Genomic DNA, 13,292 nt, shown 5'->3' on the forward strand with positions numbered 1-13,292 from the left:
CGGGCGGGGCGTGTCCCCGGCGGCGGGCCGCCCCGGGGGGGGGGGGGGGGGGGGCGCGGGGGGGGGGGGGGGGGGGGGCCGGGGGGGGGGGGGGGGGCCGGCCCCCCCGCCGCTCCCCCTCCGCGATCCGCAGTTGCAGCGCCACCAGGTCGAGGCCGTGGATCTCCTCGGTGACCGGGTGCTCGACCTGGAGGCGGGTGTTCATCTCCAGGAAGTACGCCCGCCCCGAGGGCGAGACCAGGAACTCCACCGTGCCCGCGCCCTCGTAGCCGATCGCGCGCGCCGCGTTCGCCGCCGACTCGGCCAGGGTGCGCCGCAGTTCCTCCGCCAGCCCGGGGGCCGGGGCCTCCTCGATGACCTTCTGGTGGCGGCGCTGGAGGGAGCAGTCGCGGGTGCCGAGGGTCCACACGGTGCCGTGGGTGTCGGCGAGCACCTGGACCTCGACATGGCGGGCGCCCTCCATATAGGGCTCCACGAAGATCTCGCCGTCGCCGAAGGCGGAGGCCGCCTCGGCGCGGGCGGAGTCGAGTTCGGCGGGGAGCGCGGCCAGCTCGCGCACCACCCGCATGCCCCGGCCGCCGCCGCCCGCCGCCGCCTTGACCAGCACGGGCAGATCGCCGGCGGTGACCTCGGCCGGGTCGAGCGGATCGAGCAGCGGTACGCCCGCCTTGCGCATGATCTCCTTGGCGCGGGTCTTGGAGGCCATGGCCTCCATCGCCTCGGGCGGCGGCCCCACCCACAGCAGCCCCGCGGCCCTTACGGCGCGCGCGAAGTCGGCGTGCTCGGAGAGGAAGCCATAGCCGGGGTGGACGGCGTCGGCCCCGGCGGCCAGGGCGGCCTTCACCAGGAGATCGCCGCGCAGATAGGTGTCGGCCGGGGCGTCGCCCGGCAGCCTTACGGCGGAGTCGGCCTCGCGCGCGTGGGGCGCGTCGGCGTCCGCGTCGGAGTGCACCGCGACGGTGTCGATGCCGAGGTCACGGCAGGTGCGGACGATACGCCGCGCTATCTCGGCGCGGTTGGCGACCAGGAGGGAACGAATCACGGGTTCCTCACCCACATGACGTAAGACGCCGAAGCGAAACCCCGACACACACCCCGCACCAACACGGCGGACGAAGCGAGCGAACAGGCGGACAAACAGGCGCGGCTCACGGGTTCCTCACCCACATGACGTAAGACGCCGAAGCGAAACCCCGACACACACCCCGCACCAACACGGCGGACGAAGCGAGCGAACAGGCGGACAAACGGGCACGGCTCACGGTTCCTCACTCACATCCGGAAGACGCCGAAGCCACCGCGCGCGCCCTCGACCGGCGCGGTGTGCAGGGCGGACAGACACAGGCCGAGCACGGTGCGGGTGTCGCGCGGGTCGATGACGCCGTCGTCGTAGAGCCGCCCGGAGAGGAAGAGCGGCAGCGACTCGGACTCGATCTGCTGCTCCACCATGGCGCGCAGCGCGGCGTCGGCCTCCTCGTCGTACGGCTGCCCCTTGGCGGCGGCGGACTGCCGGGCGACGATCGACATCACCCCGGCGAGCTGCTGCGGGCCCATCACGGCGGACTTGGCGCTGGGCCAGGCGAAGAGGAAGCGGGGGTCGTACGCCCGGCCGCACATCCCGTAGTGACCGGCGCCGTACGAGGCGCCGATGAGCACCGACAGATGCGGGACGCGGGAGTTGGAGACGGCGTTGATCATCATGGCGCCGTGCTTGATGATCCCGCCCTGCTCGTAGTCGCGGCCGACCATGTAGCCCGTGGTGTTGTGCAGGAAGAGCAGCGGGATGTCGCGCTGGTTGGCGAGCTGGATGAACTGCGCGGCCTTCTGCGACTCCTCGCTGAACAGCACCCCCTGGGCGTTGGCCAGGACCCCGACGGGGTAGCCGTGCAGCTCCGCCCAGCCGGTGACCAGGCTGCGCCCGTACAGCGGCTTGAACTCGTCGAAGTCCGAGCCGTCGACGATCCGGGCGATCACCTCGCGCGGATCGAAGGGGACCTTCAGATCGCTCGGAACGATGCCGAGCAGTTCCTCGGCGTCGTACTTCGGCGGTTCGGCGGGCCCCGGATCGGACTGCGCCTTGCGCCAGTTGAGGCGGGCCACGACCCGGCGGGCCTGGCGCAGCGCGTCGGGCTCGTCGGTGGCGAAGTAGTCGGCGAGCCCGGAGGTGCGGGCGTGCATCTCGGCGCCGCCCAGCGACTCGTCGTCGCTCTCCTCACCGGTGGCCATCTTCACCAACGGCGGACCGCCCAGGAAGACCTTGGAGCGCTCCTTGACCATGATCACGTGGTCGGACATCCCGGGGATGTACGCGCCCCCGGCGGTGGAGTTGCCGAAGACCACGGCGATCGTGGGGATTCCGGAAGCGGACAGCCGGGTGAGATCCCGGAACATCGCCCCACCGGGGATGAAGATCTCCTTCTGGGAGGGGAGATCGGCGCCGCCGGACTCGACGAGGCTGACCAGCGGAAGCCGGTTGGCGCGGGCGATCTCATGGGCGCGCAGCGCCTTCTTGAGCGTCCAGGGGTTGCTGGCCCCGCCGCGTACCGTCGGGTCGTTGGCGCTGATCAGGCACTCCACACCGGAGATCACCCCGATGCCGGTGACGATCGAGGCGCCCACCGGATAGTCGCTGCCCCAGCCGGCCAGCGGCGACAGCTCCAGGAAGGGGGTGTCCGGGTCCAGCAGCATCTCGATCCGCTCGCGGACCAGCAGCTTGCCGCGCTTGCGATGGCGCTGGACGTATTTCTCACCGCCCCCGGCGAGCGCCTTGGCGTGCTCGCCCTCCAACTCGGCGAGCTTGGCGAGCATCGCCTCCCGATGGGCCGTGTGGTCGGCGCCTGCGGGGTCGAGCGCGGACGCGAGCACGGTCACAGCAATACCTCCGGTATGTCCAGGCGGCGAGAGGACGGCCCATCGCCAACGGCTGCGGCCCAGAGACCGGAACGGGCGTTCACAGCAATACCTCCGGTATGTCCAGATGGCGGGAGCGCAGCCATTCGCCGACGGCCTTGGCCTGGGGGTCGAAGCGGGCCTGCGCGGCGACGCCCTCGCCGAGCAGGCCGTCCACGACGAAGTTGAGAGCCCGCAGCCGGGGCAGCGGATGGCGGGTGATGTTCAGCTCGGCCGTCTCCGGGAGCAGTTCGCGCAGCCGGTCGGTGGTGAGGGTGTGGGCCAGCCAGCGCCAGGCGGCCTCGCCGCGCGCCCAGACGCCGATGTTGGCGCTGCCGCCCTTGTCGCCGCTGCGGGCCCCGGCGACCGCGCCGAGCGGGGCGCGGCGGGTCGGGCCCGGCGGCAGCGGGGGCGGCAACGGCAGTGGGGGCTCCGGCACCGGGCCACCGGCGGCTGGGGTGGGGGCCGGGGGAACGGACAGCCGGGAGCCGTCCGGCAGCACGGCGGAGTGCGGCACGGTGTCGGCCGGGGTCTCCACGGCCTCGAAGACGCCGTAAGGCGAGCCCTTTCCGGGCGGGGCGGTGACATGGAAGCCGGGGTAGCTGGCGAGGGCCAGTTCCACGGCCGCGCCGCTGATCACCCTGCCCACCGCTTCCGGGTCCCGGTCGCGCACCACCAGCCGCAGCAGTGCGCTCGCCTCCTCCTGCACGGCCGCGTCGGGATGGTCGGTGCGGGAGAGGGTCCAGCGGACCTCTGCGGGGCGGCACTTGCTCATCGCCCCCTCCATCTGGTCCCGTACGAGCGCCGCCTTGGCCTCGATGTCCAGGCCGGTGAGCACGAACACCACCTCGTTGCGGTGGCCGCCGAGCCGGGTCAGGCCGGTCTTGAGGGTGCGGGGCGGCGCCTCGCCCCGTACGCCGTGGACGCGCACCCGGTCCGGGCCGTCCTGGGCCAGCCGCACCGAGTCCAGCCGGGCGGTGACGTCCGGGCCCGGGTAGCGGGCGCCCGCCGTCTCGTAGAGGAGCTGGGCGGTGACGGTCCCGACCGTGACGGCGCCGCCGGTGTACGGATGCTTGGTGATCACGCTGGAGCCGTCGGGGTGGATCTCGGCGAGGGGGAAGCCGGGGCGGCGGACATCGTGCTCGGCGAAGAAGGAGTAGTTGCCGCCGGTCGCCTGGGTACCGCACTCCAGGATGTGCCCGGCGACCACGGCTCCGGCGAGCGCGTCCCAGTCGTCGGCGGCCCATCCGAAGTGCGCGGCGGCCGGGCCCGTCACCAGCGCGGCGTCCGTCACCCGCCCGGTGACCACCACGTCCGCTCCACCGCGCAGACAGGCCGTGATCCCGGCCCCGCCGAGATACGCGTTGGCGGTGACCACGCCGGGCCCCCAGTCGCGGGCGCCGAGGAGGTCGTCGCCCTCGACATGGGCCACCCGGCAGCCGATCCCGAGCCGCTCGGCGAGCTCGCGGATCGCGTCCGCCAGCCCGGCCGGATTGAGCCCGCCCGCGTTGGTGACGAGCCGTACGCCGCGCTCCATGGCGAGCCCCAGGGTGTCCTCGAGCTGGCGCAGAAAGGTCGTGGCATAGCCCCGCGCGGGGTCCTTGGCGCGGTCCCGGCCCAGGATGAGCATGGTCAACTCGGCGAGGTAGTCACCGGTCAGCACGTCCAGGGGCCCGCCGGTGAGCATCTCGCGCAACGCGTCGAAGCGGTCGCCGTAGAAGCCGGAGGCGTTGCCGATACGGAGGGGGCGGGGCGGAGGAGTCACGGGGCGCCTCCGGGGCGGTGTCCGGGAACGTCGCTCTGCGGGGTGGGGCTTGCGGCGTCATCTGAGGCATCACCACCGCTGTGCTCCGTCCGCTGCCCCGGGGCGCGACCCTTGCCGGGCGGGCCCGCGAACGCCTGGGCGATGTCCAGCCAGCGGTCCGCGTCCGGACCTTCGGCGCGTACGGCCAGATCGTCGCGGTGGGCCCGCTGGGTCACCAGCAGACAGAAGTCCAGCGCGGGCCCGGTGACCCGCTGACCGGCGCCCTCCGGCCCGTACGCCCACACCTCACCGTCCGGGGCGGTGAGTTCGACCCGGAACTCCTCGGCCGGCGGCTCCATCCCCCGCGCCGCGTACGCGTAGCCCCGCGCCCGGACGCCGATCCGGGCCACATGGCGCAGCCGGGCGGTGGGGGCCCGGTGCACGCCCAGGGCATCGGCGACGTCCTGGCCGTGCGCCCAGGTCTCCATCAGCCGGGCGGTCGCCATCGACATCACGCTCATCGGCGGCCCGTACCACGGCAGCCGGGCACGCGGCGGCTGCGCGGCCAGCGTCCGGAGCAGCCGCTCCCGCCCCTCGCGCCAGTGGCCCAGCAGCACCTCGGGCGGCTCGGCCGCGCCGCGCTCGGCGCCCTCGTCCACGAACGCGTCCGGCGCGGCCCACGCCCGGCGCACCTCGTCCGCGAACCCCTGGACGTCCTCGGCGGCTTGTACGGCCCGCTCGTCGGTCCACGCGAGATGGGCGATCTGGTGGGCGATGGTCCACCCGGGCGCGGGCGTCGCCATCCGCCACTCCGCGCCCCCGAGCCCGGCCACCAGGCCGTCCAACTCGTCCCCCTCCGCCCGCAGATCGCCGAGCAGAGCCTCCGTCTCGGACACGCGTCGCTCCCGTCGTCGGGTCTGTCGTGTGTCGGCCTTCTCTTGCCCTCGCCGAGTGCGTCGAGTGCGTCGAGTGCTCTCGTCGAGCGAGGGTGGCAGCGCGACGAGAAACAATCAAGCACGCTTGCATGATTCAGCCGGTTGAGACAGTCCGTCAGGGCGCGCCGACAGTGGGCCTGGTCGGCTCGACGCACAGGCAGTGGGGCCTACGGCAGCCGCTCCGCCAGGACCTCGGCCAGGTGGCGGCCCTTCCGGCCCGCCAGCTGGGTGAGTTGGGTGCGGCAGGAGTAGCCGTCCGCCAGGACCTCGGTGCCGGGGTCCGCTGCCCTTACGGATGGCAGCAGTTGCTCCTCGGCGCAGGCCGCCGAGACCTCGTAGTGGCCGTCCTCGAAGCCGAAGTTGCCCGCCAGGCCGCAGCAGCCGCCGCTCAAGGTGCCGGTAAGGCCGGCGCGTTCGCGGAGGCGGCGTTCGGCGGTGTCGCCCAGGACGGCGTGCTGGTGGCAGTGGGTCTGGCCGACGACGGGGCGGTCGATCCTCGGGGGCTGCCAGTCGGGGGCGTACCGCTCCAGTGTCTGGGCGAACGTCGAGACGGACTCGGCGAGGCGCGCGGCGCGCGGGTCGGTCGTGAGGAGTTCGGGGAGGTCGGTGCGGAGGGCGGCGGTGCAGCTGGGTTCGAGGCCGACCACCGGGAGCCCCGCGTCCAGGGCCGGGGCCATGACGTCCAGGGTGCGCCGCATGACCGTGCGGGCGCGGTCGAGCTGGCCGGTGGAGACCCAGGTCAGCCCGCAGCACACGGGCTTCGGCGGGACGACCACCCGCAGTCCGGCCGCCTCCAGCACGGCGACCGCCGACCGGCCGACGGACGGGGAGAGGTGGTTGGTGAAGGTGTCGGGCCAGAGGACGACGGTCCGTCCGTGCTCGGGCCGTCCCGGTTCGGATACCGGTCCGGCTCCTGTCTCGCGTGCCGCTACCCGTCCGGACCCCGTCTCGCGTGCCGCCTCGCGGACCCGGTCGCGCCACCACCTCGTGAAGGGCTCGTGGGCCAGTTCCGGGATATCGCGTTCGGGGGCGATGCCGCCCAGGCGTTTGGCCAGGGTGGCGAGCGGGCTCACCCCGGCCAGGGCGTTGGCCGCCGGGGCCGCCCGCAGGAGGGACGCCGCGCGCAGCCACAGCGGGAGCCAGCCCATCGAGTAGTGGGCGGCGGGGCGCAGCCGGCCCTCGTAGTGGTGGTGCAGGAACTCCGCCTTGTAGGTGGCCATGTCGACCTCCACCGGGCAGTCGCTGCGGCAGCCCTTGCAGGACAGGCACAGGTCGAGCGCGTCCCGTACCTCCTCCGAGCGCCAGCCGTCCTGGACGACCTCGCCCGCGAGCATCTCGTGCAGCAGCCGGGCGCGGCCGCGTGTGGAGTGCTTCTCCTCGCCGGTGGCGCGGTACGACGGGCACATCACACCGTCGCCGGACACCGACTCGTTACGGCACTTGGCGACGCCCACGCAGCGCCGGACGGCCGCCGAGAAGTCGCCCTTGTCATGCGGATAGCCGAACTCGACGTCCACCGGGCGCCTCGGCAGCGGATCGAAGCGCAGGTTCTGGTCCAAGCGCTGCGGGCGGGCCAGGACGCCGGGGTTGAGGCCGCCCTCCGGGTCCCACAGGTCCTTGAAGCGGGAGAAGAGGCCGACCATCTCCGTCCCGTACATGCGCGGCAGCAGCTCGGCGCGGGCCAGGCCGTCGCCGTGTTCGCCGGAGAGCGAGCCGCCGTGGGCGACGACGAGATCGGCGAGGTCGGCGGAGAAGGCGCGGAAGACCCGGATACCGGGCTCGGTCAGCAGGTCGAAGTCGATACGGACGTGGATGCAGCCGTCCCCGAAGTGCCCGTACGGCGTGCCGCGCAGCCCGTGCTGGGCCATCAGGGCGCGGAAGTCGCGCAGATACGCGCCGAGCCGGGGCGGCGGCACCGCGCAGTCCTCCCAGCCGGGCCAGGCCTCGCCGCCGTCCGCCCTACCCGGAATGCGCAGTCGGGTGGCGGTCCCGGAGGCGTCCTCGCGCACCCGCCACAGGGCGCGCTGCCCGGCCGGGTCGGCGACCACGGTGTGGTCCGTGGTGGCCTCGGCGGCGGCGCGGGCCACCTCCTGGGCGCGGGAGAGCGCCTCCTCGCGGGTGGCGCCGCCGACCTCCACGAACAGCCAGGCGCCGCCCTTGGGCAGCCCGGTCGTCCCGGCGACCAGATCGGCGGCCATGCCCTCCACGGTCAGCGGACCGTACGGCAGCAGGGTGTGCGCGGCCTCGGCCGCCGCGCTCTCGTCGGGGTAGCCGAGCACGGCCAGGGCGCGGGCGCCGGGCGCCTCCACCAGCCTTACGGTCGCCTCGGTCACCACGCCGAGGGTGCCCTCGCTGCCGGTGAGGGCGCGGGCGAGGTCGGCGTTCTTCTCGGGCAGCAGCTCGTCCAGGGCATAGCCGGAGATCCGGCGGGGCAGCTCCGGGAAGCCGGTGCGCAGCAGGGCCAGATGCTGACCGGCCAGGGACCGTATGCCGTCACGGAGCCGGGCGGGCAGGTCGTGGAGGCCCTGGGCGGCGCGCACCCGCTCCCCGCCGTAGGTGAGGACGTCCAGCTCGTGGACGTTGTCGGCGGTGGTGCCCCAGGCCACGGAGTGGGAGCCGCAGGAGTTGTTGCCGATCATGCCGCCGAGGGTGCAGCGGCTGTGGGTGGACGGGTCGGGGCCGAACGTCAGCCCATGGGCGCCGGCCGCCGTACGGAGGTCGTCGCAGATCACGCCCGGCTGGACGACGGCGGTGCGCCGCTCGGGGTCGAGCGAGAGGATGCCGCGCATATGGCGGGTGAAGTCGAGGACGACGCCGAGCCCGGTGGCCTGGCCCGCGATCGAGGTCCCGCCGCCGCGCGCGACCACCGGCACCCCGCGCTCCCGGCAGACGGCCAGCACCGCCGCCACATCGTCGCCGTCGCGGGGCGCGACTACCCCGGCGGGCACCCGCCGGTAGTTCGACGCGTCCATGGTCATCAGGGCCCGGCTCGCCGTATCGAAGGAGACGTCCCCGCGAACGGCTCGTCGCAGCGCCTGCTCCAGCTCGTCTGCCTGGTGATCAGCCATGCCCTCCATGGTCCACGGCGAGGCGGCCGATGAGAATGTCCAATTCCGATTCATGGCCGCTTCATGGTCAGCATGCATGACCTGTGCATGGCCCGTACACGGACGCTTCACAGCCTCGGCGCATGGCCGCTTCATGGTCGCCAATGCGTGGCCTGCATGGCCCGCATGGCCCGCATGGCCGCCTTACGGCCGCCATGTTCCGCGATCGGCCCCTATACCAGCACATCCCTCATACCGGCACATCCCTCATACCGGCACATCCCTCATACCGGCACATCCCTCATACCGGCACATCCCTCATACCGGCACATCCCTCATACCGGCACATCCTCGCGCGTCAACAAGATGTGGACATACCGTCTCACCCGCTGGACGGACGGTCGGACCGCGGCGGCCGACGGATTAGGCTTCGGCTCGTGGCTGAGATCCGGATTCCCGATGACATCAAGCCCGCCGACGGACGCTTCGGCTCGGGCCCCTCCAAGGTGCGCACCGAGGCGCTGAGCGCCCTGGCCGCGACCGGAAGCTCCCTGCTGGGCACCTCCCACCGCCAGGCCCCGGTCAAGAACCTCGTCGGCGCCGTACGCGAAGGGGTGCGCGAGCTCTTCCAACTCCCGGAGGGGTATGAGGTCATCCTGGGCAACGGCGGCTCCACCGCCTTCTGGGACATCGCGACCCACGGGCTGATCGACACCAAGTCCCAGCACCTGTCCTTCGGCGAGTTCTCCTCCAAGTTCGCCAAGGCGGCGAAGCTGGCGCCGTGGCTCGAGGAGCCCACGTTGATCACCTCCGACCCCGGCACCCACCCGGAGCCGCGCGCCGAGAGCGGCACGGACGTCTACGCCTTCACCCACAACGAGACCTCCACCGGTGTCGCCATGCCCATCCAGCGGGTGGCCGGCGCCGACGAGGGCGCGCTGGTGCTGGTGGACGCCACCTCCGGGGCGGGCGGTCTGCCGGTCGACATCGCCGAGACGGACGTCTACTACTTCGCGCCGCAGAAGTCCTTCGCGGCCGACGGCGGCCTGTGGATCGGCGTCTTCTCGCCCGCCGCGCTGGAGCGCGCCGCCCGGATCCACGCCTCCGGCCGGCACGTCCCCGAGTTCTTCTCGCTGCCGACCGCGATCGACAACTCGCTGAAGAACCAGACGTACAACACCCCGGCGCTGGCGACGCTCTTCCTGCTGGACGACCAGCTGAAGTGGATCAACGGCCAGGGCGGTCTGGACTGGGCGGTGCGGCGCACCGCGACCTCCTCGCGCACGCTGTACGGCTGGGCCGAGGAGTCCAAGTTCGCCACCCCGTTCGTGGCCGACCCGGCCAAGCGGTCGCAGGTCGTCGGCACGATCGACTTCAACGACGAGATCGACGCCGCCGCGGTCGCCAAGGCCCTGCGGGCCAACGGCATCGTGGACACCGAGCCGTACCGCAAGCTGGGCCGCAACCAGCTGCGGGTGGCGATGTTCCCGGCCGTCGACCCGGCGGACGTCGAGGCCCTGACGGCGTGCGTGGACTACGTCATCGAGCACCTCTGAGAGCTCGCTCCGAGCGACCTCTGAGAGTTCGCTCCGAGCGCCAGGGGCCCGCGGCCGACCACCGGCCGCGGGCCCCTTCGCATGCGCTGACGACCGGCCCCAGGCTCGGCTCCGCAGCCCCGGGCTCAGCTCCGGCGGAAGAGCTTGCGCAGGCCGAGGAACACCACCAGCGCGCCGACGAACGTGAGCCCGGCCTTGACCAGGTTGCCGTTCTTCTCGCCGTCGGCCAGCTTGCCGTCGACGCGGTCGGAGTACTCCCCGTTCTTCTTCTGCTCCTTCGCGGTGGCGTCCGGCAGCAGCTCCCCGCCCAGGTCCACCGGCGTCACCTTGGAGCCCGCGCCCTCGGTGCCGTACATGAGCGTGCCGCCGTCCGGGGTGAAGGTGACCGACTCGCCCTGCCGCTGGAGCGGCAGCCCCGGCTCCTCCTCCAGCCGCGTCGGCTTTCCGTTCCGCCAGCGGTACTCGGCGGCCGAGAAGTAGCCGCGGAGCACCAGCCGGGTGCCGTCCGGGGAGAACGCCCCGTCCGTGACCTCCATGTCGATGTCGGAGACCCGCTGGAAGACATTCACTCCCGAGGGGCTCAGCGTGGTCGGTCCGGCGTACAGCCCGCCGTCCTCGTCGCTCTTGCTGGCGATGTAGACACGGCCCGTCTTGGGATGGACCATCAGCGCCTCGGCGTTGCGCGGCCCACCCTGGTACTTGACGGTGAACTGGGTCGCGGTGACGGTGGTGTCCTTCAGCTGCTTCGGCTCCGGGAAGCGGTAGATCCACACATGGGACCACTGACCGCCCAGGTTGTCGCCGATATCGCCGACGTAGATATTGCCGTCCGGCCCTATCGAGATCGCTTCCACATCGCGGGGATCCCCTATGCCACGGAGGGTGACCCGCGCGACCGTCTTCCCGGTCCTGCCATCCACGGCATAGATGTACGGGCCGTCCGAGCTGTCGTTGTGCGTCCAGTAGACGCCGGGGTGGAGACGGCTCGCGGCGAGGCCGCTGGACTCGGTGATCCGTGAATCCTGGATCGTGAAGGGGGACGGCGACGACGAGTCGTCGGCGGCGGCCGGGGCGGCTGCGGACACGGCCAGCAGCGCGGCGGCACCGAGTACGAACGGAAGCGGACGCATGGGCCCAAGCCTGCCATCCCGCCGGGGGCGTCCGGCGCCGGAACCACGCCGAGGGCCCCCTCCGGCCACGCACGGCTTCCGGTCCGGGCATGACCTGCCGCCCGGACAGGGCCTCCGCCCGGACAGGGCCTCCGCCTTCCGCCCAGGCCTGGCTTTCCGCGATCAAGCCCGACTCCCATGATCAAGCCCGACTCCCATGATCGCGCATGACTTCCGCGATCACGGGCAGATAACGTCTGTCAATTATTTGTGCGGGCGGCCACCCCGAAATAACCCCGAGATTATTTGATCTCATCCGAGGATTATTTCGGCGAGAAATTTATCGGTCATTGACGGCATAGCGGGCGGCGGCATTGCAATGCAGAAAGGCCCCGCTTACGGTCTGAGCTCATGAGCGAATACAGCCAGTCCTCTTATGCGCAAACCGCGCCGCCCACGCATTCCGCCGGTGCCCCGAACCATGGCGCGGCACCGGCCGCGCCGTCCAAGAAGATCGCGATCTTCGCGATCGTCGGCTCGGTCATCGCGCTGGTCGGCTCCATGGTGAACTGGGTGATCTCCGACGCCGAGGGCGCCACCGGGGGCATCAAGGGCATCGACGGCGACGGCATCATCACGCTGATCATCGCCCTGGTCGCGGCGATCCTGTTCATCGCCGCCATGGCCACCAAGAAGGCGGCGCTCTACCTGGTCGGCGGCGTTCTGGGGCTGGCCATGGCCATTGTCGCGGTCATCAACATGGCGGACACCGAGCGGCTGGTCGTCCAGAAGCTGAAGGACGAGGAGGGGGTGTCGCAGCAGGTCGCGGAGAAGGCCGCGGAGCAGGCCGCGAAGCTGTACGACATGACCGCGGGACCGGGGCTCTACATGGTCCTGGTCGGCGCACTGATGGCCCTCGCGCTCGGCGTTCTCGGCTTTATGAAGTCCCGCGCCGCCCGGTAATCCGAAAAGACCGGTCGCATTCGGCGACCATACTCAGCGGCCATCTCCGGCGATCATGCTCGATTGAATTCCGACCGAAGCCGCGAAACCCCAAAGACGCCCGCTTTTTGACCGCACGGGGGGCCAAAAAGCGGGCTTTCGGGTTTTCTTCCACGGGTTCCATGGGGAATTCCACGGGGAATTCTCGGCCGGGGCCCTGCCGCCGCCGATGACCGGGCACCCGGCCCGCCCCCCTTGATTAGAGCGCACTCCAACGGCTTGGCTGATCCCCATGGAGTACACGCAGCTCGGACGCACAGGTCTCAAGGTCAGCCGTATCGTCCTCGGCACCATGAACTTCGGTCCGCAGACGGAGGAGGCCGACAGCCACTCGATCATGGATGCCGCGCTCGACGCGGGCATCAACTTCTTCGACACCGCCAATGTATACGGCTGGGGCGAGAACAAGGGCCGCACCGAGGAAATCATCGGGAGCTGGTTCGCCAAGGGCGGCGGGCGGCGCGAGAAGACGGTCCTGGCGACCAAGGTGTACGGAAACATGGCCGCCGAGGGTGAGCCCTGGCCCAACAGCGACAAGCTCTCGGCCGTGAACATCCGCCGGGCCGTGGAAGCCAGCCTCAAGCGGCTCAACACGGACTACATCGACCTCTACCAGTTCCACCACGTGGACCGTTCCACCCCGTGGGACGAGATCTGGCAGGCCATCGACGTCCTCGTGCAGCAGGGCAAGATCGTCTACGCGGGCTCCTCCAACCACGCGGGCTGGCACATCGCCCAGGCCAACGAGGCCGCGGCCCGCCGTGGTTCGTACGGGCTGGTCAGCGAGCAGTGCCTGTACAACCTGGCCGAGCGCCGCGCCGAGATGGAGGTCATCCCGGCCGCGCAGGGCTATGGCGTGGGCATCATCCCCTGGTCGCCGCTGCACGGCGGGCTGCTCGGCGGGGGGGGGGGGGGGGCGCGGGGGGGGGGGGGGGGGGCCCCCCCCCCCCCGGGCCCGTGCGCCCCGCGGGGATAAACCACCGGGGGGGGTAAGAAAGATAGGGTGAAGT

The 13,292-nt window shown here is 71.9% G+C and carries 8 protein-coding genes and 1 pseudogene; 3 read left to right on the forward strand and 6 right to left on the reverse strand.

Annotated elements, in window-relative coordinates; translation table 11 throughout:
- From ACFXB5_RS09160 to ACFXB5_RS09180, 5 genes are all read right to left on the reverse strand, one after another.
- Positions 1-1,042, reverse strand: a 1,042-nt coding sequence (locus tag ACFXB5_RS09160; protein WP_385204378.1) for a biotin carboxylase N-terminal domain-containing protein, incomplete at its 3' end; no start/stop codon positions are given.
- Positions 1,043-1,272: 230 nt separating this feature from the next.
- On the reverse strand, positions 1,273-2,871 hold the full coding sequence (locus ACFXB5_RS09165; RefSeq protein ID WP_385204381.1) for an acyl-CoA carboxylase subunit beta: 1,599 nt from the start codon (positions 2,869-2,871) through the stop codon (positions 1,273-1,275).
- 79 nt (positions 2,872-2,950) lie between these two features.
- Positions 2,951-4,654, reverse strand: a complete 1,704-nt coding sequence (locus tag ACFXB5_RS09170; protein WP_385204384.1) for an acyclic terpene utilization AtuA family protein — start codon at positions 4,652-4,654, stop codon at positions 2,951-2,953.
- Positions 4,651-5,529 carry a TIGR03084 family metal-binding protein gene (locus ACFXB5_RS09175; protein ID WP_385204386.1) on the reverse strand — a complete coding sequence of 293 codons (879 nt, stop codon included), beginning with the start codon at positions 5,527-5,529 and terminating at the stop codon, positions 4,651-4,653. The genes ACFXB5_RS09170 and ACFXB5_RS09175 overlap by 4 nt, the downstream gene beginning before the upstream one ends.
- A 206-nt stretch (positions 5,530-5,735) precedes the next feature.
- Positions 5,736-8,636 (reverse strand): FAD-binding and (Fe-S)-binding domain-containing protein, encoded by a 2,901-nt coding sequence (locus ACFXB5_RS09180; protein WP_385204389.1) that lies wholly within the window; start codon positions 8,634-8,636, stop codon positions 5,736-5,738.
- Between the two features lie 416 nt (positions 8,637-9,052).
- Between ACFXB5_RS09180 and serC the strand changes: the two genes are divergently transcribed.
- On the forward strand, positions 9,053-10,171 hold the full coding sequence (serC, locus tag ACFXB5_RS09185) for a phosphoserine transaminase (protein WP_385204392.1): 1,119 nt from the start codon (positions 9,053-9,055) through the stop codon (positions 10,169-10,171).
- A 125-nt stretch (positions 10,172-10,296) separates the two neighbouring features.
- Here the strand turns inward: serC and ACFXB5_RS09190 are convergent, their stop codons facing one another.
- Entirely contained in the window at positions 10,297-11,301 is a 1,005-nt protein-coding gene (locus ACFXB5_RS09190; protein WP_385204394.1) for a hypothetical protein, read from the reverse strand.
- Positions 11,302-11,691: 390 nt separating this feature from the next.
- Here ACFXB5_RS09190 and ACFXB5_RS09195 point away from each other — a divergent pair, with 390 nt between their 5' ends.
- Both ACFXB5_RS09195 and ACFXB5_RS09200 read left to right on the forward strand, forming a co-directional pair.
- Positions 11,692-12,243, forward strand: a complete 552-nt coding sequence (locus ACFXB5_RS09195) for a hypothetical protein (protein ID WP_201852408.1) — start codon at positions 11,692-11,694, stop codon at positions 12,241-12,243.
- A 271-nt stretch (positions 12,244-12,514) separates the two neighbouring features.
- A pseudogene (locus ACFXB5_RS09200) lies at positions 12,515-13,174 on the forward strand (aldo/keto reductase); the annotation flags it as partial.
- Positions 13,175-13,292: the final 118 nt, after the last annotated feature.

This window comes from Streptomyces sp. NPDC059455 (assembly GCF_042750115.1).
In the GTDB taxonomy this organism is placed as follows: Bacteria; Actinomycetota; Actinomycetes; order Streptomycetales; family Streptomycetaceae; genus Streptomyces; species Streptomyces endocoffeicus.

What these genes read in the sequence shown, in the direction of transcription:
- ACFXB5_RS09195 (WP_201852408.1), top strand. Translation starts at nt 11,692, where the DNA reads ATGAGCGAATACAGCCAGTCCTCTTATGCGCAAACCGCGCCGCCCACG.
- ACFXB5_RS09190 (WP_385204394.1), bottom strand. Translation starts at nt 11,301, where the DNA reads ATGCGTCCGCTTCCGTTCGTACTCGGTGCCGCCGCGCTGCTGGCCGTG.
- ACFXB5_RS09180 (WP_385204389.1), bottom strand. Translation starts at nt 8,636, where the DNA reads ATGGCTGATCACCAGGCAGACGAGCTGGAGCAGGCGCTGCGACGAGCC.